The organism is Jeotgalibaca porci (assembly GCF_011299095.1).
Taxonomy (GTDB): Bacteria; Bacillota; Bacilli; order Lactobacillales; family Aerococcaceae; genus Jeotgalibaca; species Jeotgalibaca porci.
The window spans coordinates 1,303,247-1,330,197 of the sequence record NZ_CP049889.1 but is presented as its reverse complement, the minus strand read 5'-3'; the positions used below and the strand labels follow the sequence as shown (position 1 = coordinate 1,330,197).

General features: G+C 42.5%; 33 protein-coding genes, 1 pseudogene and 1 other annotated feature (1 of these 35 cut by a window edge). Of the genes and pseudogenes, 20 read left to right on the top strand and 14 right to left on the bottom strand.

Annotation, left to right across the window (positions count from 1 at the left end; genetic code table 11):
• Positions 1–120 (top strand) — a binding site (T-box leader); it begins 122 nt to the left of the window's first position.
• 67 nt (positions 121–187) lie between these two features.
• The 9 genes from G7058_RS06925 (at position 188) to G7058_RS06885 (ending at position 6,357) form a co-directional block, all read left to right on the top strand.
• Positions 188–1,261, top strand: coding sequence for a methionine ABC transporter ATP-binding protein (locus G7058_RS06925; protein WP_166062835.1), 1,074 nt, complete (start codon positions 188–190; stop codon positions 1,259–1,261).
• 2 nt (positions 1,262–1,263) lie between these two features.
• Complete coding sequence (locus G7058_RS06920) at positions 1,264–1,941, top strand: methionine ABC transporter permease (RefSeq protein WP_166062834.1); 678 nt, start codon at positions 1,264–1,266, stop codon at positions 1,939–1,941.
• Between the two features lie 25 nt (positions 1,942–1,966).
• On the top strand, positions 1,967–2,785 hold the full coding sequence (locus tag G7058_RS06915) for a MetQ/NlpA family ABC transporter substrate-binding protein (RefSeq protein WP_166062833.1): 819 nt from the start codon (positions 1,967–1,969) through the stop codon (positions 2,783–2,785).
• Between the two features lie 30 nt (positions 2,786–2,815).
• Positions 2,816–3,637 carry a MetQ/NlpA family ABC transporter substrate-binding protein gene (locus G7058_RS06910; protein WP_166062832.1) on the top strand — a complete coding sequence of 274 codons (822 nt, stop codon included), beginning with the start codon at positions 2,816–2,818 and terminating at the stop codon, positions 3,635–3,637.
• Between the two features lie 117 nt (positions 3,638–3,754).
• A complete protein-coding gene (locus tag G7058_RS06905) occupies positions 3,755–4,939 on the top strand; it encodes an amidohydrolase (protein WP_166062831.1) in 1,185 nt (394 codons plus the stop codon).
• Between the two features lie 187 nt (positions 4,940–5,126).
• Entirely contained in the window at positions 5,127–5,282 is a 156-nt protein-coding gene (locus G7058_RS06900) for a hypothetical protein (protein ID WP_166062830.1), read from the top strand.
• Positions 5,269–5,814, top strand: a complete 546-nt coding sequence (locus G7058_RS06895) for a GNAT family N-acetyltransferase (protein ID WP_166062829.1) — start codon at positions 5,269–5,271, stop codon at positions 5,812–5,814. Before G7058_RS06900 ends, G7058_RS06895 begins: the two co-directional genes overlap by 14 nt.
• The gene (locus tag G7058_RS06890) at positions 5,811–6,080 is read left to right on the top strand and encodes a hypothetical protein (protein ID WP_166062828.1); all 270 of its coding nucleotides are present in this window, start codon (positions 5,811–5,813) and stop codon (positions 6,078–6,080) included. Before G7058_RS06895 ends, G7058_RS06890 begins: the two co-directional genes overlap by 4 nt.
• Positions 6,081–6,096: 16 nt before the next feature.
• Positions 6,097–6,357 (top strand): hypothetical protein, encoded by a 261-nt coding sequence (locus G7058_RS06885; protein ID WP_166062827.1) that lies wholly within the window; start codon positions 6,097–6,099, stop codon positions 6,355–6,357.
• A gap of 142 nt (positions 6,358–6,499) precedes the next feature.
• Here the strand turns inward: G7058_RS06885 and G7058_RS06880 are convergent, their stop codons facing one another.
• The 3 genes and pseudogenes from G7058_RS06880 to G7058_RS06870 all read right to left on the bottom strand — a co-directional run bounded on the left by G7058_RS06880 (position 6,500) and on the right by G7058_RS06870 (position 8,001).
• Complete coding sequence (locus G7058_RS06880; protein WP_264372332.1) at positions 6,500–7,024, bottom strand: HD domain-containing protein; 525 nt, start codon at positions 7,022–7,024, stop codon at positions 6,500–6,502.
• 129 nt (positions 7,025–7,153) lie between these two features.
• A pseudogene (locus G7058_RS06875) lies at positions 7,154–7,588 on the bottom strand (ASCH domain-containing protein); the annotation flags it as partial.
• On the bottom strand, positions 7,588–8,001 hold the full coding sequence (locus G7058_RS06870) for a GNAT family N-acetyltransferase (protein ID WP_166062826.1): 414 nt from the start codon (positions 7,999–8,001) through the stop codon (positions 7,588–7,590). The pseudogene G7058_RS06875 and the gene G7058_RS06870, both read right to left, overlap by 1 nt.
• Positions 8,002–8,106: 105 nt before the next feature.
• Between G7058_RS06870 and G7058_RS06865 the strand changes: the two genes are divergently transcribed.
• From G7058_RS06865 to G7058_RS06840, 6 genes are read left to right on the top strand one after another with little or no spacing between them, the layout of a single operon-like run.
• Positions 8,107–9,309 (top strand): hypothetical protein, encoded by a 1,203-nt coding sequence (locus G7058_RS06865; RefSeq protein WP_166062825.1) that lies wholly within the window; start codon positions 8,107–8,109, stop codon positions 9,307–9,309.
• Between the two features lie 13 nt (positions 9,310–9,322).
• The gene (locus G7058_RS06860; protein ID WP_166062824.1) at positions 9,323–10,513 is read left to right on the top strand and encodes a hypothetical protein; all 1,191 of its coding nucleotides are present in this window, start codon (positions 9,323–9,325) and stop codon (positions 10,511–10,513) included.
• Complete coding sequence (locus G7058_RS06855) at positions 10,510–11,409, top strand: ABC transporter ATP-binding protein (protein WP_166062823.1); 900 nt, start codon at positions 10,510–10,512, stop codon at positions 11,407–11,409. The genes G7058_RS06860 and G7058_RS06855 overlap by 4 nt, the downstream gene beginning before the upstream one ends.
• Before the next feature lie 4 nt (positions 11,410–11,413).
• Positions 11,414–12,214 (top strand): hypothetical protein, encoded by an 801-nt coding sequence (locus G7058_RS06850; protein WP_166062822.1) that lies wholly within the window; start codon positions 11,414–11,416, stop codon positions 12,212–12,214.
• A 15-nt stretch (positions 12,215–12,229) separates the two neighbouring features.
• Positions 12,230–12,784: a GNAT family N-acetyltransferase gene (locus G7058_RS06845; RefSeq protein ID WP_166062821.1), complete on the top strand. Its 555-nt coding sequence runs from the start codon at positions 12,230–12,232 to the stop codon at positions 12,782–12,784.
• Between the two features lie 56 nt (positions 12,785–12,840).
• Positions 12,841–13,734 carry an SDR family oxidoreductase gene (locus G7058_RS06840; protein WP_166062820.1) on the top strand — a complete coding sequence of 298 codons (894 nt, stop codon included), beginning with the start codon at positions 12,841–12,843 and terminating at the stop codon, positions 13,732–13,734.
• Positions 13,735–13,787: 53 nt separating this feature from the next.
• On the opposite strand, the gene nrdG is transcribed toward G7058_RS06840, so the two are convergent.
• The 5 genes from nrdG to G7058_RS06815 all read right to left on the bottom strand — a co-directional run bounded on the left by nrdG (position 13,788) and on the right by G7058_RS06815 (position 18,334).
• A complete protein-coding gene (nrdG, locus tag G7058_RS06835) occupies positions 13,788–14,339 on the bottom strand; it encodes an anaerobic ribonucleoside-triphosphate reductase activating protein (protein ID WP_166062819.1) in 552 nt (183 codons plus the stop codon).
• 13 nt (positions 14,340–14,352) lie between these two features.
• The gene (nrdD, locus tag G7058_RS06830) at positions 14,353–16,449 is read right to left on the bottom strand and encodes an anaerobic ribonucleoside-triphosphate reductase (protein ID WP_166063732.1); all 2,097 of its coding nucleotides are present in this window, start codon (positions 16,447–16,449) and stop codon (positions 14,353–14,355) included.
• Positions 16,450–16,675: 226 nt separating this feature from the next.
• Positions 16,676–17,104: a methylglyoxal synthase gene (gene mgsA / locus G7058_RS06825; RefSeq protein WP_166062818.1), complete on the bottom strand. Its 429-nt coding sequence runs from the start codon at positions 17,102–17,104 to the stop codon at positions 16,676–16,678.
• 194 nt (positions 17,105–17,298) lie between these two features.
• Positions 17,299–17,700, bottom strand: a complete 402-nt coding sequence (locus G7058_RS06820) for a hypothetical protein (RefSeq protein WP_166062817.1) — start codon at positions 17,698–17,700, stop codon at positions 17,299–17,301.
• Between the two features lie 109 nt (positions 17,701–17,809).
• Complete coding sequence (locus tag G7058_RS06815; RefSeq protein WP_166062816.1) at positions 17,810–18,334, bottom strand: general stress protein; 525 nt, start codon at positions 18,332–18,334, stop codon at positions 17,810–17,812.
• 200 nt (positions 18,335–18,534) lie between these two features.
• Between G7058_RS06815 and G7058_RS06810 the strand changes: the two genes are divergently transcribed.
• From G7058_RS06810 to mscL, 5 genes are all read left to right on the top strand, one after another.
• Positions 18,535–19,299 (top strand): SDR family NAD(P)-dependent oxidoreductase, encoded by a 765-nt coding sequence (locus G7058_RS06810; protein WP_166062815.1) that lies wholly within the window; start codon positions 18,535–18,537, stop codon positions 19,297–19,299.
• A gap of 147 nt (positions 19,300–19,446) precedes the next feature.
• Positions 19,447–20,271, top strand: coding sequence for a glutamate 5-kinase (proB, locus tag G7058_RS06805; RefSeq protein ID WP_319593441.1), 825 nt, complete (start codon positions 19,447–19,449; stop codon positions 20,269–20,271).
• Between the two features lie 2 nt (positions 20,272–20,273).
• Entirely contained in the window at positions 20,274–21,548 is a 1,275-nt protein-coding gene (locus G7058_RS06800; protein ID WP_166063731.1) for a glutamate-5-semialdehyde dehydrogenase, read from the top strand.
• 45 nt (positions 21,549–21,593) lie between these two features.
• The gene (locus tag G7058_RS06795; RefSeq protein WP_373765732.1) at positions 21,594–22,685 is read left to right on the top strand and encodes an NAD(P)/FAD-dependent oxidoreductase; all 1,092 of its coding nucleotides are present in this window, start codon (positions 21,594–21,596) and stop codon (positions 22,683–22,685) included.
• Between the two features lie 66 nt (positions 22,686–22,751).
• Positions 22,752–23,144: a large-conductance mechanosensitive channel protein MscL gene (gene mscL / locus G7058_RS06790; RefSeq protein WP_166062811.1), complete on the top strand. Its 393-nt coding sequence runs from the start codon at positions 22,752–22,754 to the stop codon at positions 23,142–23,144.
• Positions 23,145–23,148: 4 nt separating this feature from the next.
• Here mscL and G7058_RS06785 read toward each other — a convergent pair whose 3' ends face one another.
• From G7058_RS06785 to G7058_RS06760, 6 genes are all read right to left on the bottom strand, one after another.
• Complete coding sequence (locus G7058_RS06785) at positions 23,149–23,568, bottom strand: hypothetical protein (protein ID WP_166062810.1); 420 nt, start codon at positions 23,566–23,568, stop codon at positions 23,149–23,151.
• 103 nt (positions 23,569–23,671) lie between these two features.
• Positions 23,672–24,679: a YdcF family protein gene (locus G7058_RS06780; protein ID WP_166062809.1), complete on the bottom strand. Its 1,008-nt coding sequence runs from the start codon at positions 24,677–24,679 to the stop codon at positions 23,672–23,674.
• 13 nt (positions 24,680–24,692) lie between these two features.
• Entirely contained in the window at positions 24,693–25,562 is an 870-nt protein-coding gene (gene rsmI, locus G7058_RS06775) for a 16S rRNA (cytidine(1402)-2'-O)-methyltransferase (protein ID WP_166063730.1), read from the bottom strand.
• Positions 25,558–25,839 carry a GIY-YIG nuclease family protein gene (locus tag G7058_RS06770; protein ID WP_166062808.1) on the bottom strand — a complete coding sequence of 94 codons (282 nt, stop codon included), beginning with the start codon at positions 25,837–25,839 and terminating at the stop codon, positions 25,558–25,560. Before G7058_RS06770 ends, rsmI begins: the two co-directional genes overlap by 5 nt.
• Positions 25,829–26,590: a tRNA1(Val) (adenine(37)-N6)-methyltransferase gene (locus G7058_RS06765; protein WP_166062807.1), complete on the bottom strand. Its 762-nt coding sequence runs from the start codon at positions 26,588–26,590 to the stop codon at positions 25,829–25,831. The genes G7058_RS06770 and G7058_RS06765 overlap by 11 nt, the downstream gene beginning before the upstream one ends.
• On the bottom strand, positions 26,577–26,936 hold the full coding sequence (locus tag G7058_RS06760) for an initiation-control protein YabA (protein WP_166062806.1): 360 nt from the start codon (positions 26,934–26,936) through the stop codon (positions 26,577–26,579). Before G7058_RS06760 ends, G7058_RS06765 begins: the two co-directional genes overlap by 14 nt.
• Positions 26,937–26,951 lie beyond the last annotated feature (15 nt).

The following is a 26,951-nucleotide window of genomic DNA, read 5'->3' as shown; positions in this document are numbered from 1 at the left end:
ATCTTTGCTGGGTACGCCCATTATAGCGTCGAAGTGAATTTTTCACTTCCTAAGGGATTGACCTGTGAAGGCTATCCGAACGAAGGTGGTAACACGAATGCTTTGGCACTCGTCCTTTGAATTCTCTCTTTAGAGCGGATTCGGGATGGGTGTTTTTTTATATTCAAATAGAAATGAGGAAACAAACATGATTGACTTACAAAATGTATCAGTCACATTTGTCGATGAGCGCAAACGTGAAATAAATGCAGTACGCAATGTCTCATTAAAAGTAGAACGCGGAGATGTTTACGGAATCGTTGGTTATAGCGGTGCCGGTAAAAGTACGTTAGTACGGACGATTAATTTACTCCAACCGCCTTCAGAAGGAAAAGTATGGGTAAACAAAAATGAAATAACCGCTCTTAATAAAGAAGAACTGCGTGAAGCCCGCAAAAAAATCGGCATGATCTTTCAACACTTTAACTTAATGGATTCACGGACCATATTTGATAATGTGGCTTTCCCATTAAAACGTTCGGACTTAACCAAGCAAGAGATTGCCGAAAAAGTAACCGAGTTATTGGAACTCGTCGGTCTGGCGGATAAAGCCAAAGCGTACCCTTCTCAACTATCAGGTGGTCAAAAGCAACGGGTGGCAATTGCGCGTGCGTTGGCAAATGATCCGGAAATCCTGTTGTGTGACGAAGCAACCAGTGCTTTAGATCCAAAGACAACATCTTCTATCTTAACGTTGTTGAAGGAATTAAATAAAGAATTAAATCTAACTATCGTGATTATCACGCATGAAATGCAAGTCGTGAAGGAAATTTGTAACAAGGTTGCGGTTATGGAAGATGGGCATGTCATTGAAAATGGTTCACTTCTGGAAATCTTCACCCAACCACAAAACCAACTAACAAAAGACTTTATCGACACAGCAACCCATGTGGATCAAGGGATTGAAACAGTTCTATTGCATCCAACCCTTCTAAACTTGGCAGCAGATGATGTCCTGGTTAAACTGTCCTTTGTTGGCGGGTCAACCGGTGAACCGCTCATTTCCAAGTTGAGTAAAGACTTCCAAGTAGCCGGAAACATTTTATTCGGAAACGTTGAAATCCTCCAAGAAACACCGGTCGGAACTTTACTAATCGTTTTATCCGGTGCACCAGATAAAATCGCTGAAGCGGTTCGCTTCCTACAAGATAGCGACGTTACAGTAACGATTATCGAACCGGACGAGATTGAAGCTCGTAAAGTTCAGAAAGGAGAGGAATAATAATGGATTTCATTAATAATTTACTGCCAAACGTGACACCTATATGGGATGACGTTTGGGTCGCTTTCCTGGAAACTTTGTACATGGTGACCATGACCGCTTTAATTGCAGGAGTACTGGGTATCATCCTAGGTGTCATCCTTCTTATTACAGATGAAAATGGACTGACCCCGAACCATCTGCTTTACAATATTTTAGACAAAATCGTTAACGTGTTCCGTTCTCTACCGTTTATTATCTTGTTAGGTGTTATTTATAAATTAACCCGTTTCATCGTAGGAACGTCAATTGGTTCTACGGCAGCAATCGTCCCGTTGGTTATTTCGACTACTCCTTTCTTTGCCCGTCAAATCCAAAATGCTTTGCTGGAAGTTGACCCGGGGGTTGTAGAAGCTGCGCAAGCCATGGGAACAAGCAATCTGGATATTATCTTCCGTGTTTATTTGAAAGAGGGCTTGGCATCTATCATCCGCGTGTCTGCTGTGACCATTATCAACGTCATTGGCTTAACGGCAATGGCGGGCGCGGTCGGCGGTGGTGGCTTGGGTAACTTGGCTATCTCTCGCGGGTATAACCGATTCCAAGACGATGTTATCTTAGTCGCAACAGGTTTAATCTTAATTATTGTTTTTATCAGCCAAGCAATTGGTAATTATTTAGTCAAAAAAGTTAGTCACTAATAAAAAAAGAAAAGAGGAAATAATTATGAATAAGAAATTCTTAGGTTTAACAGCAGGTTTGGCATTGTTCTTGGCAGCATGTGGTTCTGAAACAGCGACGGAGGAGTCTGTTAAAGTTTCAGTCGGCGTCGTAAGTGAAGTTGAAGTTGAAGTATGGGAAGACGTAAAAGAGCGCTTAGTGGATCAAGGGATTGAATTGACAATCGAACAGTTCGGCGACTATGTGCAACCAAACTTGGCAGCACAGGCCGGAGATGTTGATATCAACGCTTTCCAACATGTTGCGTATTTAGAATCATTTAACGCTGATAACGATGGTGACTTGACACACATCGGTTATACCTATGTTTCGCCACTTGGTCTTTATTCAGAAAAAGTTGAAGACTACGCTGATTTAGCAGACGGCGCGAAAATTATTATTCCTAACGATGTGACAAACGGCGGACGTGCGTTGCTATTACTGCAAGCAATCGACTTGATTACTTTGGACGATGCGGCAGGTACAGAACCAACTCTTAACGATATTACTGATAATCCTAAAAACCTAGTCATCACGGATTTGGATGCAAGTCAAACAGCTCGTGCCCTTCCAGATGTGGATGCAGCAGTTATTAATACAAACTTTGCAACAGACTCTGGTTTGGTACCGAGTGAAGATGCTTTATTCTTGGATACAGACAATATTTCCGAAGTAAGCGAAATTTATAAAAACGTTGTTGCAACACGTGCTGATGATGCTGACAACGAAACATACTTGAAAGTTGTTGCAGAATATCAAACAGAAGCAACAGCTAAGAAACTTGAAGAAGTAACACAAGGCAACGACGTTCCAGCTTGGGATTAATTTAATAAAAAAAATTGGGGGTTAGTGATCATGAATAAAAAGAAATTTTTTGGTAGTTTAGTAGCAGCAAGTGCGCTTTTCTTGGCAGCTTGCGGAGGCGGCAGTAACGAAGCAACGGAAGTAACAGTAGGTGTTGTTGGTGAAATCAACGAGCCTTGGGAACATGTTATCAAAGAGTTGAAAGAAAAAGAAAATATTGCAGTTACTTTACAAAAATTCACTGATTACGCAACACCTAATACTGCATTGGCAGATGGTTCGATCGATTTGAACTCTTTCCAAACAGAAATTTTCTTGGATGAGTACAACAAAAATGCCGGAGAAGATTTAACGGTGATCGGTTATACAGTCATGGCTCCTCTTGGTATTTATTCTTTAGACGTTAAAGACGTTGCGGATTTGCCGGATGGTGCGGAAATTGGTATTCCAAATGATGGGTCAAACAACGGACGTGCGTTGAACTTATTACAAACAGCAGGTTTGATTGAAGTAGACCCCGCTGCTGGATTACTTCCTACTTTGAATGATATTACGGCTAACCCACATAACTTCGTATTCCACGAATTGGATTCTTCCTTAACTGCACGTTCATTGGAAGATTTGGATGCTTCTGTAATTAACAGCGGAATGGCTGTGGATGCAGGCTTCATTCCAACTGAAGATGCGATTTTCTTGGAGCCTGTTTCTGAAGAATCCGCACCGTACTACAATACAATTGTGGCACATCCGGATAATGTCGATAACGAAGTCTTCAAGACAATCGTTGAGTACTACCAGACAGAAGGAACAGCAGAAGTAATCAAAGAATCATCTAAAGGATCAAGTATTCCAATTTGGGATCAGGTTGATTAGTAAAACAGTACGTTTTCGTTTTAAGCGAGTAGTGATTTACGATTCATTACTCACTTTCAATAATAGAAAGAGGGGCAAAGGCGACTTTGCCCTTTTCTTATAAAAAGGAGACTGGTTATGGTTGAACAAGCAGTGATTCAGCAAGAAATTTTAGATATTGAAGATTATATCGTAGCGTTACGCCGGCATTTTCATAAACACCCAGAAGTCAGTTTGAAGGAATTTAATACCATTCAACGGATTCGTGAAGAGTTGGAAGAGATCGGTCTACCCTATGTGAATGTTGGTGAAACCGGCGTACTGGCAACACTAACAGGTGGAAAAGGACCGGGTAAAACACTATTGTTACGTGCAGATATTGATGCTTTACCGATGGACGATCGAACCGGAGCAGAATATGCTTCGGTAAATCCAGGTGTAAACCATGCCTGTGGACACGATGGACATGCCTCGGCACTTTTAGGCGCCGTTCGTGTATTAAAAGCACATCAAGAGGCCTTTACCGGAACGATTCTTATCGCGTTTCAACCTGCTGAAGAGATCGGTGCGGGTGCGCGCCAATTTGTGCGTGGTGGTTTTGTGGATGATGTGGACCACGTTTTTGGTATTCACTTGAGTTCACGTCATCCAGTCGGTACTATCATAGCAACGCCGGGACCTAGTAACGCCTCTTGTGATATTTTCAAAATTGTCGTTCATGGAAAAAGCGGCCACGTTTCAAATCCCGATTTAGGACGCGATGCATTGGTCAGTGCGGCTGCGATTGTAACGGAGCTGCAAACCATCGTCTCACGTGAAACCAAACCGAGTGATGAAGTGGTCGTTGGTATCGGCGTTTTACGAGCAGGAACGAATTATAATATCATTGCCAACGAAGCAGTCATTGAAGGAACGGTTCGTACGTTCGATCCCGATGTTCGCGCACAAGTTCTGGAAGCCGTTGAACGCATCGCGCGTTTGACAGCTGAGGCGCACCGCACTTCAATCGAATTTTCCAATTATGATGCAGCTGCGCCATTAATCAATGACGTACGTGCGGCAGAACATGCTTTCCAAGCCGCTAAAAAAATAGTTGGCGCAGAGAATATTATTACCGACGCACCAAAAAGTATGGGCGCCGATGACTTCGCTGATTTCTTGGCAGTCGTTCCTGGCATTTACTGCTTTGTCGGAACACAAAGCGGTGAAAGTACAGCCTTCAACCATCATCATGAACAATTCGATATAGATGAAAAAGGTTTGTTGATTGCAGCTGAATTACATGTCACCTATGCATTGGATTATTTAGCAAACCCTTTTTAGATAGAAATAAGATAGTGTTTTCGCGGGCTGTTTGAGCTTTGTGGGAGCACTTTTTTTAAAGGTACTTTCCGGTTTATTTTCGATGGTTCAAAGCATCCTAGAAGGCAAGACACACGAAAGGGCTTTCTTTCCGGTAATTAAAAGGTTATGATTTTAGATAATAAAACGTACGCAAGGAGATACCCGGATGAAAAAGAACTGGTTTATATATACGATGCTAAGTTTGATGCTTTCCAACCTCTCCTTAACACTTAAACAACCATTGTTTGCTGTCGCTGCTATTTTGATGGCGGTAGCTGGGATTTTAGCTGCGCGAAAGGGGAAAAAGCATGATTCAAGATAATGAAATAACAATCCGTTCGATTAAGGAAGAGGACCTTCCGATTCTTTGGGAGCTGGCATTTAAGGATGAATCGCCCGAATGGAAGAAATGGGATGCGCCTTACTATTCGCATCAAGCTTTGTCTTATGAAAAATTCTTGGAAAATGCATATCGTTGGCAGGAACAAGATGATTTTTGGCTCATTGAAGTGAACGGCGTTGTCTGTGGGACTGTTTCCTATTACATCGAAGATAAAACGTCTTTTTGGATTGAAACAGGAATTATTTTGTATGAAGCACCTAATTGGGGAAATGGCATCGGCACGCGCGTTTTCCGCATGTGGTTCAATCACCTTTTTCAAACGTTGCCGATTGTAAGGATTGGCTTTACGACTTGGTCCGGCAACAAACGCATGATGCATGTGGGTGAAAAATTGGGAATGACGTTAGAAGCGCGCATCCGAAAAGTGCGTTATTATGACGGGAACTACTATGATTCCATTCGTATGGGCATTTTGCGTGAGGAATGGGAACAGAGGGAGGATACAGAATGAAAGCACAGTATGAAAAATTACCCATTCATTTGGAAAAATTCTATATTGCTTTTGTTGTTATGATTCTAGCGGCTTTGCTAGTATTGGTTTATTTACAAATCATGACGATTCCATATGCACTCGTCTGGGGACTTATTTACGTCCTTGGCCACGCTTTTTTTATAAATAAAGCTATCTATGGAAAACGGGAATGGATTTACTATGAAATCGTGACGAATCTACGGGCGGTTGTTTTGATTACACTCTATTTCAAGATTCTGTATTAATGAAGGAGGAGCAGATATGTACTCAAAAATCGATATATTAACTGAAAAAGAGCAAAAGGCGTATGTCTTTCTCTTCAATATCCCCTTCTTCTCGCTCTTGTTTGGGATGTTATGGTTCGATTTCTACTCGACCTACTCTTTAATCCTGATGGGAATCATCTATTTGACCGGCGAAGTCTATTTTATCAATAAGCTCGATGAAGGGAAACTCTCTGTATTTTTCGAGGTCGCTTCTACTGCGATAATACCGGTGATTTTCAAATTAATAACGGGATGAGAAAAAGGATTACTCCATTTTGCGAGTAATCCTTTTTTTACTATTTTCGCGCACTCAGATGGGAATTTCCTTTTGAGTGCGCGTTTTCGTCTCTAATCTGCGCACTCAAACGTCTTTTTTCATTTGAGTGCGCACTTCTCTTCTATTTTTCCCCTTTTATCTCCAGCGCCAACTGATTCAAGAATTCTTCCATAAAAATGGTGCGCTCTCGCGCCATTTTCTTGCCGGCTTCAGTGTTCATCATACTTTCTAATCGCAAAAGTTTTTCATAGAAATGATTAACGACATTCGCAGAGCTGCGGTAGGTCGCTTCGTCCATCTCTTCCGGGTTAAACGGTTGAGAATCGTCATACATGGCATGGCCTTTTGAACCGCCGTAGTAAAATGTCCGTGCGATTCCGATAGCGCCGATTGCATCCAGACGGTCCGCATCCTGGACAATTTTCCCGATGGCTGTCAGCTCGTTCTTTTCTTTTAAATTCTTCGAATAGGACATATTTTCAATCGTATCTAAAATCACTGTCCGGGCTTCTCCCGACCGCACCGTTTCAGAAAGAATACGCACTACTTCTTGTTTTGCAGCCGCGACGTCATCGGTTAATTTGTCATCGCTAATATCATGTAGCAATACCGCTGCGCGAATCGTCACCACGTCCAATGCAGCCATTTTTTCCTGCTTCGCCAACGAAACGGCCAAATTCTCAACGCGCGTGATATGACTCATATCGTGTCCGGTTGTGTCTCCGCCTAGTTTTTCCTCAGTAAAGGCACGTAATGGCGAGAGTTCCACCGCTGAATAGACAACTTCAAATTCTTCACACACCACTAAGGTCGTTTCTGAAAACGGCAACTCTGCGCGCGCAAATTCGTCCCCAAAAAATTCTTCATGGACGGCGCGCCAATATGCAAGCGACCGATCCCCTTCGCCCTCTTTGTAGGCAAATTCTGCCGATACTTCATTAAACGGAACAACCGTAACATTGGTTGTGACGATGACACAAACTGCCTGTCCTTTTCCATCTAAAATAATGCTGTGTCCACCTGCTTGAGGAATCGGTTCACCAGCCGCTTCATATAAATCATAACCGGAAGCCGTTGCTCTTTTCACACCATCCACTGTCAAAAGTGCCAATTCATCCGGCGCGGCACCATATGCCCACGCTTCGTATTCTTTATTTTTTTGTTCAGGATATGCCTCTACATACAATTCCCACAGCGTTTCTGCTTTCATTATTTATCTCCCCGGTAAGTGAATGTAACGGCGCCGGTTTCTTCCATTGTGACGAAACCGACAGAACGATAAAATTGCACCGTCTTCTCGGTATTATCCGTAGATAGAAAGATTTGTCGAATATTTTCCGCCGCTGCCACTGTTTGAGTCACCAACGTTTGTCCAATCCCTTGGCGTTGATAATCGGGATGAACCAACAAATCCTGGATATATAAAATTGAACAGCCGTCGCCCACCGTCCGAATCAAACCGACTAAGCGGTCACCGTCCCACGCGCTCGTATACGAAAGCGCACCAGGTAAGAGCTTCTTCATAACGTTAAGGTCCTTTGTATACGCCGTCCACCCTACACTGTTATATAAATCCATCAATTTTTCAAAAGGTATTCTACCATTTTCACTGTACTGAATCATTGCTTTCCTCCCAACAAGATGTCTCTTTTCTTTCACCCATCATACCAAATAATGAGGCAGGTATGGTAAACTTATGAAAAAATAATGAGAGAAAGGGGTTAGCGTATGATTTTTACTGTTTTTAAAGAAACGTGGGTATATTTGGTGCGTCACACTAAAAATAGATTGACGCTTATTTTGGTCTTTGTTGCACTTTTAGCATATAGCGCATTCTTCCTACCGCGCATGAATAGTTTTAATACGATCGATCTGGAAAAGTTGGAGCAGAGTGTTATTTCGAATGAAGGAATTATGAAATCGGCAATGGAGAGCGAAAACTTTGATGTGAACTTATTTACCGGACAATCTGCGTATGTGGAAAGTAGGCGGAAATTAGAGAATAACCGGGCGCTCTTGATGGCCATTCGAAAGGGAGATGCTTTGCGTTATCGGAAGTTAACGGATATCTATGTTCCCGATTTTCATCTCGAAAGTTTACAAAATCAAGCTGCCAAAAATTCCTTGTTTCCGATGAAAGACCTCAATTATAAACTTGGAAATGAGCGCAATCGCTTAGAGAGTTATACAGACAGCGAACTCACTTTTCATGTGATTCAAGAAAAAACCGCGACGCAACAACTTCAAAAATTCTTTCATGAATGGGGTCCGACAATCCTGATAGCGCTGACGTTATTCATTGGGGCAGATGTCTTTGTTGAGAGTATCCAAAAAAGAACCCAACGCATTGGTGTACCAATTGGCTGGGGGAGCTATTTATTCATTCAATCTTTAGCTCTTTTAACGTTTGTTCTTTCTTTCTTCTTAGTAGCCGGCGCGGTGTTTTATGTATCGAATGGGCTGTTATTTGGATTCGGTTCGCTTGATTGGCAAGTGCCGCTTTATGCCTATACTGATGATCCACTTTTAATGATGGACGCGGCTGGGCTGATGCCTATCAAAACGTTCTTGCTTAAAGCTCTCCCTTTTCTGGGATTACTGCTCTATTTATTTGTACGCTTAACTGCGCTTTTCTCACTGTTTTTCCGTCAAAGTGTTGTCGTTTTCGTAGCAGGCATTTTCACCCTGCTCTTTGAACGCCTCTACTTCAACCGGACCACTCGGGATATTTTCGGTAGCGATATCAGTAATTTCCCGCAAACGTATTTTGACTTTGGAAAAGTCATTTCTGGAGAGAAGAATTTTCTATTAAATACAGGGACCGTTACGGTTGAGAAAGGCCTTCTCGTCTTACTTTTAACTGTAGTGGGTGTGGAGTTACTACTGGCTGTGACGGCATATTTACGTAGTCGTCAACGCTTTATCGGATAAAGGAGGGGAAAAGATGCGACTATTAGCAAAATGGGAATGGAAGAAATTACTGCGGGATTGGAAAACACGAGTATTATTAATCGGATTCTTTCTCTTCTTCAGCTCTTTTTCCCTTTTATATAAACAACAGACATTAACATTTCCGGAACAGGAAATGGACGATCAGTATCAAACCATTCATAATATTTTTAACGCGATTCCAAAAAGTGTTTTTGATGGTGAAGACGGTCAAGAGGTTTACGACAACTTGGCAAAGCTACAGTCGCTTTATGGGATGCAACTTTATATTTTAACCAAGCGCGATGGTAATACGATTGAAGGGTTTGAGCATGTTTTTGACGGCTATCTCGAAAACGGTGCGAAAATCGCCGAATACAATGAAACATTATTAACCTTAACGAATTTTGAATACTACGATTTCTTACTCAGTTATTTACCAGATGCTGAAAAGATTCATCAAGATGTCGCCTTTTACGACTATATGGCAGAGCACGAACTCGACATTGAGTGGAATGCTTTCTCTGCGAGTAATATTCTTCTACAGGAAATCAATGTTTTGATAGGTGTGGTCCTCTTTTTATTTGTGGCTCTTCTCGGGTGTGATCGTTTCACACGCGACCAAGTTAAAAACTGGAGCATTACCCATGGGATTCCCATTCCTTGGAGGAAACAATGGCACTTGCGGACGTTCCATCTGTGGATTTTGATGTGGCTGACTACAATGGGCGGTATCGTCATCAGTTACTCTATCAGCTTACTAACAGAATCAGTGGGAAGTCTCTGGTATCCTGTTCTGATTTATACACCAAACGGCTACACACCCATTGCAATCTGGCAATATGCGTTGTTGGCCCTTGGTTCCGCCATGCTATTGAGCTATTTATTAATGCTGTTTACGGTCGGACTCAGTTGGGTGTTCAGAACAATTTACCTGACCATTATCCTTACACTGAGTACTTACTTCGTTCCTCAGTTTTGGTTGGTCGTACAGCCGTTTACGGCTTGGCAACCGAGTCTTTATTTCCGGATTGAATCGGTCTTGATGGGCGATATGGCACAGGCAACAGGATTACCCGGTGTTTACTTCTGGAAAGGTCTGCTGATTATGCTGGTACTTCTTATTCTGATGGAAGTATTATTCGCAGGTATTTTCGATCGGATTCAAACACAATCACTGGGGCTAAGAAGGAGGATGAAACGATGACATTAGCAGTAAATAATTTAACCGTTCGTTATGGTGAACGGACGATTTTGGATGATATCAGTTTTGAAATTGAAAAGGGGTCGATTATTGGTCTGGTTGCGCCGAACGGGACCGGGAAAACGACTTTATTTAATGCCATGATGCGCTACATTCCCGTTCAAGAAGGATCGATTGTGATTGATGACAGAACCTATCAAAACAGCCGCCGAGATATTTTAGCGTTGCATAAAAAAGTAACGTTTTTCCCGGATCAAGCAGATCTTTACGAAAACTTTTCCGGTCGTGAGCATATTCAGATTTATGCCGAAATTTGGCAAAAAGATGCGGAACGTGTGGATGCCATTATTGATCAACTGCATATGGGCCATTATGTCGATCGAAAAGTACAGACCTACTCCTTGGGGATGCGCCAACGCTTGTGTTTTGCGATGATGTGCGCAGCCAACACACCGATTATGTTGATGGATGAAGTGATGAACGGGCTGGATCCGGAAAATGTCAATCTCGTCTCCAGCGTATTGGAAACTTTGCGGTCAGAAGGGAAAATTATTATGGTCGCGTCCCACTTGTTGGATAACTTGGATGAGTATGCCGATAAAGTTTTCTTTTTGGAAAACGGCCGCTTTACATATATTTCCGATCATCATGAAGCAAAGCAGACGTACGTGAAAGGAAAAATTTCCCGTGATGCCTTTGATGCCCTGACCGATTTACCTGAAGGAACGTTGTATTTAGACAGCGGCTTGTGCTGTATTCCGACAACGGATGATGCAGATGCCGTGCATTACTTGCAATTGCTACGTGCGAACGACGCACAAACCGCCACAGTCGGACCACTCGCAACAGCGGATCATTACGTCCGCATTTATGATTTCACGACAGAAAATAAGGAGTGAGACAATGCGTAAGAAAAATTATGTATTACTAAGTTTTATCCCCCTTCTCGCTGCTTGCTCTTCTTATACCGGTGTTATCAGCCAACAGTATGATGGGGAAAGAATCGAAACAGATACAGCTGTCTTGGCTGCTTATGAAGAAAAGTACGAAATTGTCGGTGACGAAAAGGAGGTACTCGGTGAGGCCCTTCCTGAATTTTTCTATCGCGAGCCTCTGGATTTTGGCGATGATGAAGACTATATGCATCCCCTAACTGAGGAACCGCTGACGGTTGGCGTGGATTTACCGGAGGGACGGTATACGATTGTAAAAAGTGAAGAGATGGGTACCGGCTACTTCACGGTTATGGATACGGACGATACGAAGGTTTTCGAACAACTTCTAGATTTTACACAAAACACACTGGAATTAAACTTGTACGACGGAATGAAGATTACGGCAAATGAAGGCTATTCGCCTCGGTTATTTATATTTGGAAAGCCCGTTGCGCCGTTCGATCCGTCGGCTATGTTCGCTGATGCACCGCACCCAGAAATAGAAGGACAAAAGCGTTTTGGAAACGGTGTTTATCACATTGGTAAACACATTGAACCCGGCGAATACAGTCTAGAAGTGGGACTTGACTATATGGCCTCAGGTGTTAATTATGTGTACGTGCTACAGACAGATGGTTCGTTCAACGTCTTCGAATTAACCGGTGATTATCGTGAAGGGGTGGATAGTTCGATTACACTGTCTTTAGAAGAAGGTCAGACCTTATTTATAGCCAGCAAATCAACGACCGTACTGACGCCGGTTGAATGAAAAAGGAGCGAGTTTATGATTATAATAAAAGAAATAACACCAGAAACGAAGGCAGACTTGCAGTTGAAAAATGAACCATTTGAAATCCGCGGGCGCATGCTTGTGACACGGACATCAGCTGAGTGGCAGCATGAAGTTACATTGTTTGAAGAAAAAATGCAGATGACCTTCCCCGATGAAGCATATGATTTTGACGCGGTGGTTGCAGATGGATTTGCGTTGGGTGCTTATGATTATGATAGCGGGAAATGTGTCGGTTTGGCAATTATGAAAAATGATTGGTTCAAGTATATGTATCTGACCGATTTGAAAGTAAACCAAGCGTACCGCAAACAAGGTGTGGCTTATCAATTAATTGAGGCTGCTCTTTACATGGCACAGGAACGAGGTTATGCCGGCATCTTTACAATCGGCCAAGATAACAATGTGAATGCCTGTGAATTTTATTTGCGCAGTGGTTTTGAAATTGGTGGCTACAACACGCGCGGATACAGGCATACTGTACAGGAAGATAAAGCGGATATTTATTTTTATTGGGATGCACCTAAAAGTTCGAATTCTTATCAATAGCATCATCCACATCGTTTTGTTATCCTTATATTATAATAATAAGGAGATGATTTTTGATGACTGATGCAAATTTGAACGATCCGCGTAAGATGTATTACAGCGAAAAGTTCCCTGTTCAAGAGCAAAACACTCCCGCTCTTCAAGACAAGATGGATCCAAAACCAGATTGTGGTGAAGAAAGTTATAAAGGTTATAACCGTCTCGAAGGCCGCCGTGCACTCATTACCGGTGGGGATTCCGGAATTGGTCGTGCCGCTGCGATTGCATATGCGCGCGAAGGTGCCGATGTTGCGATTCAATTCTTCCCAGGTGAAGAACCGGATGCAGAAGAAGTAAAAGCTTTAATCGAAAAAGAAGGCCGTAAAGCATTGCTGCTTCCGTATGATTTACGTGACGATAACGCCGCTACAGAAATTGTAACGCGCACAGTGGATGCATTTGGCGGATTAGATCTTTTAGTCTTAAATGCTGCCCAACAAATTGCCCAACCTTCGCTGAGTGATTTAACGATGAAACAAGTTCACGATACATTTAAAGTAAACATTATCAGTATGTTCGAAACCGTTAAAGCGGCGGAAGAACACTTGAAACCAGGGAGTGCGATTATTACGACGACTTCGGTTCAGTCGTTTGATCCAAGTGACCCATTAATGGATTATGCTGCTACGAAAGGCGCAATCAGTAACTTTACTGTTTCCTTGTCGTCTTACTTTGCCGACAAAGGTGTCCGTGCAAATGCAGTCGCTCCAGGCCCAATCTGGACACCATTGCAATTGGACAGCGGGCAATTAGACGGTGCGATTCCTGAATTCGGTCAAAGCAGCTTGATTAAGCGCGCAGGCCAACCAGTCGAACTTGCTCCTGTTTATGTGTTGCTTGCTTCAGATGAAGGAAGTTACATTACCGGACAAATTTACGGCGTAACCGGTGGACAAAACATCGGATTATAGAAAGTAAAAAAACCGCTATCTTTACAGCTTATTTCTGTAAAGATAGCGGTTTTTTATGCGTTCCACAACACTACTGCGCTCTGCTTCAGACTTTCTTTGACTTTGATTATACGCTGATTGGAACTGCCACGAAATTGTAACGTTAAATCCTGTTTAGCTAACTCGAAACGACCATCAACTAAAATATCTACACGTTCGAGCAACTCTATTTTATCCGCTGTTTCAACTTGAAGTTCCTCCCACGTGTAGCCCGTCCAACTCCAAATATCTTTTTCTTTACCGAATTTTTCCCGCACTTTATTAACTAAAGGCAATAAGATACCGGTATTCAAAAATGGTTCTCCGCCCAAAAGCGTTAAGCCTTGAACATAATCAGGTTCCAAATCTTTTAAAATTCTTTCTTCCAGTTCTGGTGTATAGCGTTCGCCGTAGCTAAACGACTGTGCAACTTTATTGTAACAGCCCGCACACGCAAATAAGCAGCCGCTCACATACAAACTATTGCGGACGCCTTCACCATCCACAAAATTAAATGGCTTATAGCTCGCTACTTTCCCCCGTGAATACTGTTCGGATGTCCATTCACCCGGCTCTGGATGTCGCAATCCCCTCACACTCCTACATATGTTTCTTACGTGCTAAAATTTCTTTGTGGCGGCCTGATACCATCGGACGTTTTTGAGGATTCCCGAGATACCCGCATGTACGCTTCACGACATCGCACGTTTCAGGGTTATGATTTCCGCAGTGCGGGCATTCAAAGCCTCTGGCAGTCGGATTGAAATCGCCACTATAGCCACATTCAAAACATTTATCGATAGGCGTGTTTGTTCCTAAGTACCCCACTTTATCATAAGCATAATCCCAAACAGCCTCTAGCGCTTTCGGATTTTGACGAATATTGGGATATTCACAGTAATGAATAAAGCCGCCTGATGAATACACCGGATAATCCTTTTCAAAGTCTAGTTTTTCAAAAGGCAATGGTTTCTTGCGCACATCATAGTGGAAACTGTTCGTATAGTAGCCTTTCGACGTAACATCTGAAACTTCTCCAAATTTTTCCATGTCCAGTCGGCAAAAACGGTCTGTTAAACTTTCGCTTGGTGTCGCATAAACGCTGAAGTGATAGCCATATTCATTTCCCCAGTTATCACAATTACGCTTTAACTCTTTCAGAATCTCTAGGGTAAATGCTTTTGCTTCAGGATTCTTTTCCCACGCCGGTCCATAAAAAACTGCGGCACTTTCATAAAGTCCAATGTATCCCATTGATACCGTTGCCCGTTTATTTTTGAACAACGTATCCACATCTTCTTCTGCCGTTAATTTGTGTCCCCATGCCCCATTCATATATAAAATAGGTGCGTTTTCCGGGCGTGCCTCTTTCACACGCTCTACGCGATAAACAAGTGCGTCTTTCACAATTGCGATACGCTCGCGTAAGAGTTGCCAAAACTCCTGCATATCACCATTTGATTCAATTGCAATGCGGGGTACATTCAAAGTCACCACACCCAAGTTCATCCGGCCGTTAGTTACCTCATTGCCGTCAGCATCTTGCCAACTTTGTAAGAAAGAACGACAGCCCATGGGCACTTTATAAGAACCGGTTAATGCGACCAACTTATCATAATTTATGATGTCAGGATACATCCGCTTCGTTGCACATTCAATTGCGCGTTGCTTGATATCGTAGTTTGGATCAGTCGGCCGTAAGTTGACACCATCGCGAATACCAAAAACTAATTTCGGGAAAATAGCCGTGCGGCGTTCTTTCCCCAGTCCTTGAATGCGCACAGCCAGAATGGCTTTTTGAATTTCGCGTTCATAGCGATTGGTTCCTAGACCAAATCCAAACGTCACAAAAGGCGTCTGTCCATTCGAAGTATAGAGTGTATTGACTTCATACTCCAGACTTTGCATCGCATCGTAAATATCTTTCTTCGTTTTTTCCCACGCGTAGTCCGCTTGCTTATCGGATTGCACCCATTTTTCTGCTTCGGCGCGGTGTTTTTGTTCATTCATTTGTGCGTAAGGAGAAAGTAATTCATCAATACGGTCAGCACTGGTTCCCCCATATTGACTGCTGGACACATTTGCAATGATTTGTGCCATTTGAGCAGCTGCTGTTTGAATCGATTTTGGTTTCTCAACTTCTGCATTCCCAATCGTAAAGCCCTGTTCGAACATATATTCAAAATCAATCAAGCAGCAATTAGTCATCGGGGAATAAGGATGGTAGTCCAAATCATGGAAATGAATATCACCACGTAAATGCGCATTTTCGACATGCGCGGGCAACATTCTGAGACCTAGTGCTTTTGCTGTTACCCCGGCGGTTAAATCACGGATTGTATTAAATACGCGACTATCTTTATTGGCATTTTCATTCAAAATCGTTTCATCTGCTTGGATGAGACTTTGAACACGTGATTCAATACTGCGTTGTGACTCTCTAGCTTTTCTTTTGTTGAGGCGATACTGATGATAATTGGCAGCCGTTTGGGTCAGTTCACTCGTTGCCAACATACTCTCAACGCGTTCATGAATAGCTTCTGTTGTAATTTTTTCACCTGTATAAGACTGCATTTGAATGTGAATTTTGTTGATGATGTTTTGTAGTTCCGCAGCATCTTCACTATCACTTTGTCCGTTCATATGATTGGCTTTTTCAATAGCAGCCACAATTTTTTCGATTTTGAATGGCATCATTCTTCCATCTGTTTTTAATACAGTTAAAGGGATACTTTTTACTTCCGGTACAATTCTACTCACTTAAAAAACCTCCAACACACTATATATAGTCTAAATAAAAATAAAAACACTAGATGTTGTTATAACTCTATCACAATCTTACTTGTGAGTAAATACACAAAAAGTAAGCAAAAGAAAACTACTCTTGCCATTTAGAGACAAAGAGTAGTTCTCGAATTGTTAGTTAAAATCCTGGTTCTAACCCATCTTTTTCATCAGAATTGTAAAATTGTCGCCAATCAATCAGTCCCACATCCAAGCCGCGCAACAAAACTTCTGCTGTTCCGATATTGGTTGCCAAAGGAATGTCGTAAACGTCACTTAAGCGAATCAAGGCTGTTACGTCCGGCTCATGTGGCATCGCAGCCAATGGATCACGCAGGAAGATAACAACATCCATTTCATTTTCAGAAATTAAGGCACCAATCTGCTGATCACCGCCTAGTGGACCGGATTTAAAGCGATGAACCTTTAACCCTGTTGCTTCTGAAATCCTTAATCCCGTTGTCCCTGTTGCAAATAATTCATGTTTTTCCAATACAGGTTGATACGCCGTACAAAGTTGAATCATCAAATCTTTCTTACGATCGTGCGCAATCATTGCAATTTTCATAACTCTATTACCCCCACATGAAATGATAAATCCAGTATAGCATTTTTCTTATTTTTATCGTGAAGATTTCATACTTTCTTCATATCTAGAAGTTAATATATAAATAAGCCAATCACAACAATCTTTTTTCTTTGCTCCTCCAAGTAAAGAATAACTCCTTATAAAGAAGCAGCCTAGCCGGGCTGCTTCTTTTTTTAGTATGTCCGACTGGGTATAAGGGTTAATCCCGCTACAAGAGTCAGGTAGTTCTCACTGTTTAAGGTCGTAACGAACCAATAAATGTTATCTGGAAGCGGCAAAGGAAAAGTTACGGCTAGCGGATTCAAAACAGCAATAATCAGTGCCGGCAACGCCACCATAAAGAATAATGATGTGTCCTTCATACGAAAATTATTCCACATAAATAGCAGTGACAGATACAGACCCGTTAAAAAGGGTAACGCAAACTGCAACCATGCATATAAAATGGCGTCATCCGGTGTCGTCAATCGCCACAAAACATTTTGATTAAAATAATTACGAGAAAAAATGACCAATACAAGACCTGCTAACCAAATAAGATTCATTAACCATGGATTATTTTTATTCCTGCGCATCATACACCTCTTACCTATTTTTTAACATTATACCAAATCCACTTCTTTTTGGAATCGACAAAAAAGCGCAGAACTATTTAAATGAGTCCTACGCATAAAATTTTCTGTTTTATTCTCTTTCTACATGTGGGCTATTGTCAGGGAGCAAGGGTTCTGGCACAGCTGCATCAGCCAAGCCGCTCTCCTGCGCCCCATTACCGGTACTCGTAATAACATTGGTCCGCATCGCGTCAGTCGCATCCAAAAACGCTTGATTATCAATCGGTTCGTCCAAATATTGGCTTTCTTCTTCTGTCTCCGTCTCTAGTAAATTCTTTTGGGTTCCCTTCACCAAAACGAGTACACACCCGTTTTCCAACTGCTCTTGATAGCCATAAAGCGGATCATCGTCGGTACGGAAATCAGGCGTATAATTTTGCTCCACTTTCACCGTGCTACGCACTTCATTACACAACCGTTCTTCTGTTGTCACTTCCGGAGCCGTCGGTGCATCATATTTCTGATGAAAATTCTCATGCGTAATCAACGTAATATCTTCATTTGCGCAGCCTTTATTCTTCAGCTCTGTAATCACGTTTGTCACTTTTTCAACTGAGTCATAACAACCAATAATGTAGCGATTTTTTAGTACCATCTCAAACACTCCTTTGGTTTTATTACCTTTATTATAGCGGTACCATCTGATGTCCCCAAAACAAAACCATTATCCCAAGCAATTGAAATCATTTGATAAATATAGTACGATAGTGTTGAGGTGTTTGTTATCTCATTCACAATTAACATTTCAATAAATGCAAACGATTACAAATATATTTTAAAGGGAGAGGTTTTAATATGCTTCATTTGAATGATAAAGTTGCAATTGTTACGGGCGCTGCGATGGGAATGGGAAAATCAACGGCAGAATTATTTGCAAAAGCAGGAGCAAAGGTTATTGTTGCTGATTATAACGTTGAACAAGGACAAGCAGCTGCCGATGAAATAAAAGCAAACGGTGGCGAAGCAACCTTTATTCAAGTGGATGTATCCATCGAAGAAGAAGTTAAAAACTTAGTCGAAAAAACAGTGGAAACGTATGGTCGACTGGATGTCGCTGTAAACAACGCGGCTATTACACCCGATGACAAACCGATTGCAGAAATGGATATGGATTATTACGAGCGTTTAATGGCAGTCGATTTAAAGGGGGTTATGCTGTGCATGAAATATGAAATCAAACAAATGCTTGCACAAGGCAGCCCCGGTTCTATTGTTAACACTTCATCGGTTAGCGGCTTGCGCCCACAGCCGTCCAATCCAGCTTATGTAACGGCGAAACACGGTGTAATGGGAGCAACGAAGTCCGCCGCCATGGATTATTCGCCACAAGGAATTCGCATCAATACGGTTTGTCCGGGTGCCATTGATACACCGATGTTACAGAATGCGTTGCTTCAATTTAATCTTGATCCTGAAGAATACGCGAAGAAATTAAGTATGTTGGGCCGCTTTGCACAATCAGAAGAAGTTGCGCACGCCAACCTCTGGCTTTGTTCCGACCTCTCTTCATACGTTACCGGGGCAACCATTGCAGTTGATGGCGGCTATACTGCGATGTAAGAATATAAAGAAATCACTCCAACAAGAGGCTCGGATGCTAATCCGGCCTCTTGTTTCACCTCTACCCTTTCCCTTACTTCAAGTTTTGAACTTTTCGTGATAGTATTGAGCAAAGTAATTAAAATCAAATGAGGAATAGATATGAATATACGAAAAAAACTACAAAACAGTAAACGCATTGTCATCAAAATTGGAACCAGTTCTTTAATGACTACCAACGGAAAAGTGAACTATCAACAATTCGACCGTCTGGCTTATGTGCTTTCAACTCTGAATAAAGCCGGCAAAGAAATCGTGCTTGTTTCTTCCGGTGCGATGGGCGTCGGCATGGACAAGTTGAATATTTCTAAACGCCCGGTTTCTATTCCCGGCCAACAAGCCATTTCTGCCATTGGGCAATGTGAAATGATGAATCTTTACTCACGTTTTTTCTCTCACTACAATCAAACAGTCGGCCAAATTTTATTAACGCGTGATATTATCGAATTTCCAGAGAGTTTGAAAAATGTTACCAATACCTTTGATGCGCTTCTTGAGATGGCGATTATTCCTGTCGTGAATGAAAATGACACTGTTGCAGTCGAGGAATTGGATCACCAAACCAAATTTGGTGATAACGACCAGTTATCTGCGATTGTAGCGAATATTGTCGGTGCCGATATGCTGATTATGCTGTCCGATATTGATGGTTTTTATGACAAAAATCCAACGACTAATCCCGACGCGACGCTTTACCATACTATTTCAGATGTAACCGAAGATGTGATGGCAAAAGCGGGTGGTGAAGGTTCAGCATTTGGTACCGGAGGCATGATTACGAAGTTAAAAGCGGCACGGTATTTATTGCAACATAACCGGGAAATGGTATTGGCGAAAGCAGAGGACCTGACGATTATCTTTGATATTCTCGAAGGATACGAGATTGGCACCTATTTCACTGCTAAACCCGAGATTATAAAGGAGGCCGAATAATGATGAATAATATGCTCGAAACAATGGGTAGACAGGCAAAAATAACCGCAAATATTTTGCGTAAGACAAAAACAGCCCAGAAAAACCAAGCTTTACTGGCTATGGAAGCAGCTCTGATAAAGAATCAAGCAGCGATTATCGTCGCAAACGAAAAAGATATCGCACGTGCTGAAGAACGCGGTTTGACGCCACCTATGATTGAACGTTTAACCCTCACTCCGGACCGTATCCAAGCAATGGCCGATAGTATTCGCCAAATTGCCGGCCTACCCGATCCAGTCGGTTATATTGAGGAAATGAAAACAAACGAAGATGGCCTGCGAATTGGGAAACAACGGGTGCCGCTTGGTGTGATTGGGATTATTTATGAATCACGTCCAAATGTAACTGCCGATGCTGCCGCACTTTGTTTCAAATCCGGCAATACCGTTATTTTACGGGGTGGAAAAGAAGCATTAGAATCCAACCAAGCGATTCTTGTCGCTTTACGGGAAGGTTTGAAAGCGGCCGATCTACCGATTGAGATCATCCAACTTATTACCGATCCTTCGCGTGAACTGGCAACTGCCTTTATGCAAACGAATGAATATTTAGACTGCCTTATTCCACGTGGTGGTGCTGGGCTTATTCAAAATGTTTTGAAAAATGCGACTGTTCCGGTTATTGAAACGGGAGTCGGGAATTGTCACCTTTACATTGATAAGGACGCCGACTTAGAAATGGCGACCCGTATCTTAGTAAATGCAAAGTGCGACCGCCCTTCCGTCTGTAACGCCATTGAGAATTTAATTGTGCATACCGAAGTCGCTGATGCCTTTTTACCTGTATTCGCAGAGGCGCTTCAACCCTATGCAGTTGAAATACGTGGTGACGAAAAAACGTGTGCGATCCTGCCCCAAGCTATTCCAGTAACGGCCGAAGATTACGATACGGAATTCTTGGATATGACATTGGCAGTAAAAGTGGCCAGTCACTACGATACCGCAGTAGCTCATATTCAGAAACATTCCACTGGTCACTCTGAAATCATCGTGACCGATAACTACCAAACGGCCCTTGATTTCCATGCTGATATCGATGCAGCGGCTGTTTATGTAAATGCTTCTTCTCGCTTTACCGATGGCGGTTGCTTTGGCTTAGGCGGCGAAATTGGGATTAGTACGCAAAAACTACACGCACGAGGACCTATGGGATTGAATGAACTGACTTCCTATAAATATATTATTTTTGGTGAAGGTCAAATCCGTGGCCTCACTGGCGATACATTTAAACGCTAAGAAATTTAAAATGAAACAGACGACTTTCATTTTATGAAGGAGAAAATGATGACACGTAACATAGCGATTATCGGCGGCGGCATTGTGGGTGCGACTGCGGCTTATTATTTATCACGGAACGGACACCAAGTTACCGTATTCGACGAAGGAACCGGACAGGCAACGTCTGCGGCTGCCGGCATTATTTGCCCGTGGCTTTCTAAACGCCGGAATAAGAAATGGTACCGGCTCGCTTCAGAAGGAGCTGCATTTTATAAACAACTTTGTAAAGATGTTCAGGAAGATGGCGGAGACGCGTCTTTCTATACTGTATCCGGCGCGGTTTTATTGAAAAAAACGGCCAAAGCAACCCAGGAACAATACGAAATCGGGTTGAAGCGACGTGAAGATGCACCCGAGATTGGGGACTTAAAGATTTTGAGTAAAGAGGAACTTACGACTTTACTCCCTTCTATTCAAACACAAGAAAATGCCCTATACGTAGCAGGCGGCGCGCGCTTAGATGGTGATGCGATGGTACGAGAACTTCTCACCCTGGTAAAAAAAGCAGGCGGAGAAGTCGTTAGAAAATGGCAACCCGTCGACTCCTCATTACTAGAGACATACGACTCTGTAGTTCTTGCTACCGGTGCTTGGTTGCCGCAAACCTTAGAACCACTCGGCTATGAAGTTGCGATTCGAGGACAGAAAGGTCAACTCGTTGTCCTTCAAACAGGTGATTACGAGAATGAAAAGTTGCCCGTTATTATGCCCGAAGGTGAAATTGACATTATTCCAGTTGGAAATGGAAAAGTATTTGTAGGTGCCACCCACGAAAATGATTTGGGCTACGATTTGACTGTTTCTCCAGATATTATTGCGAATCTACTTGCACAAGGTGAGACTTTATTTACCGGCCTTGAAGGTGCTGAAACCATCGCAGTAAAAGTCGGGACGCGGGCTTATACGCCTGACTTCAGTCCCTTTTTCGGTTATGTCCCAGGTGCTACACAGTTACTGGCAGCAAGCGGTCTGGGTTCTTCTGGGTTAACAACCGGCCCACTCATTGGGTATCAACTGGCCCGTTTAGCCGCAGGAGAAGCCAGTACATTGCCGCTTGAGGATTATAGTCCTGCAGCCTACATAACCTCTAAATAAGTATATTCATTTCATTCTCGTAAAAATTATTTTATAATAGGTATAGACAAATAGGAGGTGAAAAACATGATTAAAGAATTTAAAGAGTTTATTATGCGCGGTAACGTATTAGATTTAGCAGTCGGGGTTATCATTGGGGCAGCCTTCTCAGCAATCGTTAATTCATTAGTTTCTGATATTATTACACCGTTGATTGTCTCTCTGACATCTCAAGCGGCTATTGGTGACTTGGCCATTCAAATTGGTGCTGCTACTTTGACTTACGGTAACTTCATCCAAGCTATTATTGACTTCCTGATCATTGCATTCGTACTGTTTATGATTATCAAATCTGCGAACAAATTCAAACGCAAAAATCCAGATATGGATACAGAAGAAGTGGAAGCACCAACGGCAGAAGAATACCTACGTGAAATCCGTGACCTATTAGCTAGCCAAAACACAACTGACAAGCTGTAACTATCTAAAAAAAGACAGGAAGAACAGAGATGAAGTTAAAGACTTCTGTTCTTCCTGTCTCTTTTTGTTTCTTGATAATATAAAACAAGAATGTAAAAGTATAAAATGAACTGCCCCTTGTTAAGTAGACAGGTAAATAAACAAAATAGTTATGGAGGCGGAAAAAACTCCCGGCTCCTCTACTATTAACGAACGATGCCGGTTCATTGCACACTTTCGGACATAAACGGGGAATCATGTCCGGTTCATTGCACACTTCCGGACATAAACGGGGAATCATGTCCGATTCATTACCCACTTCCGGACATAAATAGGGAATGATGTCCGGTTCATTGCACACTTTCGGATATAAACGGGGAATGATGTCCGATTCATTGCACACTTTCGGACATAAACGGGGAATCATGACCGGTTCATTGCCCACTTTGGTTCCTTCTCCCAGATATAACGCAATATACCTTTCAAGTTTTTCGATAGGCTTATCGAGAAAAATAAAAGCCTCATCCATTAGAGTTCGGAAGAGACTTTTAGTGCATCAGAACATGCATAAGTGCTAAAAATATTGGGAGTGCCACAAAGTGCACCTTACGATAGATTAAAAATAATGCTAAGTACTCACGTATCAAAGCATACGGTAAATAATACAACGGGCTTTTAGCGCCAATTCCTTCTGCTTCGATTCCTAATTGACGGGCGTAAACATTTCCGCGCAGGACATGATACGAGCTAGTCACGAACACTGTATTTTCACCATTTCCCAACAACCGTTGGCTGTAGAGAAAATTTTGATGGGTATTAATGGATTGATTTTCTTGAATAATCTGGTCTTCCGGGATGCCACGGTCCGTCAAATAAGCAGCCATCACTTCTGCTTCGGAAAGCGAATTCCCCGGACTCTTACCACCAGTAACAAGAAAAGTAGCTGGCTGCACATTTTTGGCCTTTTGATTCTCGTAGAACTGAATAGCCTTATCCAGACGATACTTCAGCATTAAACTAATCGTTTCCTCAGCGGTCAAACCTGTTCCTAAAATGACAATAAATGCTTTTTCTAAGCTCGGGCTAATAACACGCGATGAGCCAGCCAATCCGAGAAAGACAAGGAAAGTTGCGAACAAGTAGACAAACAAATAATCCAGTGTATTTTCTAAGCTATACAGCCATTCATTCTGGAGCCAGCGGGCGTTCACCAACACCAAAGCGGATAAAGCTATCATCACACTTCCACTGAAAGCAACCACCCAGTACTTACGTGATTCCGGTCGTTCGCGCAAGCGCGTAACCGCATGAATCAGTAAACCCACGCTGCAAAATCCTAAAACGTAAGGGGCAATTAAAAATAAAAAACGCAAGAACGCACTAACTCCCCCCACAAATACTGCTTCCATGGGCTGAGATTTTCTTACGAAAATCCCCAGCCCAAAGAAAAAAAGGGCAAGAAGTAACAGGGTATTTTGTTCGGTACGCTTCCGTTCTTTGCGCCGTGAATAACGAAGTAGTCCGCTAAAGACTATGCCGATTCCATAAAATACCATGTGCTTCTCCCCTCTACAGTTCGTGGTAAGCTTGATAGACGTCTTGCTTTTTTAACTGACGGATTTTAGCAACGTGCTTAATCGCGTCTTTGGCGGTACTGTTTTCAAATGCCATTACCTGTTCTACATGCTCTTTTAAGTCTTCCGGGAAAAAATGTGTTTTCTCTTCTTCCGGCTCGTCATTTCCTGCTACCATAAAACAAATTTCGCCCTTCACTTCCGTCTGATCTAACCAGTCCAGAACTTCCGCAGCGGTGCCACGTATGAATTCCTCATACCGTTTCGTTAATTCACGGCAAATGACAACTTGACGATCTGCACCCAATACACTGCCCAGGTTCGCAATCGTTTCCTTGATGCGGTAAGGAGACTCGTAAAAAATGAGGGTCTCTTCCTTGTTCTTCAGCTGTTCCCACTGTTCTTTTTGATCCTTTTTCTTGCGTTTCAAAAAGCCAATAAATGTAAACGGCTGTGGATTCAAGCCCGAGGCAATTAAAGCTGTTACCCCTGCATTGGCACCGGGTAATGGCACAACCGGAATACCCGCTTCGATACAGGCTACCACGAGGTCATGGCCGGGATCACTGATAGACGGCATTCCCGCATCACTCACTTGCGCCATATTCGCACCTTTTTCCAACATATCGATAAAATGTGGAATTCGTTCCGTGGAATTGTGCTCGTGATAACTAATCTGTGAAGTCGTAATTTCAAAATGATTCAGCAGTTTCTGCGTATTGCGTGTATCTTCAGAGGCAATCCAGTCGACTTCCTTTAACGTCTCAACAGCGCGGTAAGTCATATCGCCTAAATTTCCGATGGGTGTCGGAACAAGGTAAAGTGTACCAGATTGGTGTGTTTCGTAACTTTTTTGGGTTTCAATCATCGGGTATCTCCTTCTTCCACTCTCTCAAACGGATTTCTTTTTGTCTTCTCGTTAATTGCTTAAAGGCATACTCGGCCTTGGTTGCTTCGCTTCTCGTTTCGAATCCTTTTTCATGGATCATCTGAACCGGACGGCGCATTTTTGTGTACTTCGAACCGATTCCGTTATTGTGTTCCTTTTCCCGACGTTCGGGATCGGTTGTATAACCCGCATAGAAGGAAGCATCCGCGCACTGTAAAACATAAAAATAATGCCGTTTATCTTCATTCGCCAAAAAGGATCGCCTTCACTTCCTCAGAATACTCACGGGATGCATCATGAATGAAAAGAGGTGGCAATATTTTCAGCCCTTCTTCTTTTCCGTCTTTAATCGCTTCGATTAAAATCATATTCGCTTCTTTGCCTTCATACGGATAAATAAAGCGAATTTTCTTAGGCGCCAAACGATTCGCACGCATGGCATCCAGTATTTCAAAGAAACGGTCGGGACGATGAACGAAGTAGGCCTTCCCATTCATTTTCAACAAACGGCTCGTCTGATTCATCAATTGTGGCAAGGTCAACAATATTTCATGGCGCGCAATCGTGTAAGCATCCAAATCATTTTTGGTGCTGTCCGATAAGTCCTTGAAATACGGCGGGTTACACGTGATGACATCGACAGAATCGGCTTTCAGATGCTGGGTAATGTCATTAATATCCGCATGTACAAATGAAACACGTTCTTCAATGGCATTCAACTGAACAGTCCGTCTTGCCATATCGACAAGTTGATCCTGTACTTCTACACCGATAATGGGGTTTTTTGTTTTACCGGTCAATAAAAAAGCGACCGCACCGTTCCCGGAACAAAAGTCCACGATAGTCGCTTTACGTGTTCGAGGTAAGTCGGCGAAGTCGGCCAATAAGACTGCATCCAGTGAAAAAGAAAAAACAGAGGGACTCTGAATAATCTGGATGTTTTCACGTTTCAAAACATCCAGACGTTCGCCCTCTTTCAATAGGGTATCTTTATCTATCACCATGACCGCCCCGTTCTCCGTAAATGACATCCAGACAGAAAACACAGGATTCATCATCTACGCGACGGCTGCCGTAATATACATTACAGACATGGAAGCCATCCTCGTATAACTTCTGGAGATTCAACCGTGATTTAGACATTTCCGGTTCCGTCACGACTGTATCAGGAGCGAGTTGCTTGTCTAGATACTCAATGCGATCACGTAAATGTTGGTTTTCAATCTGCAGATTCGTATTTTCCTCAATCAGTTCGGTCAATTTTTGTTGGATTTCCTGTAAATCTTCACTGACGGAAGAGATACGGCTTTCAACACGATGAAACTGATCAAATAAGGTTCGTTTATCCATTATATTCACTCACAA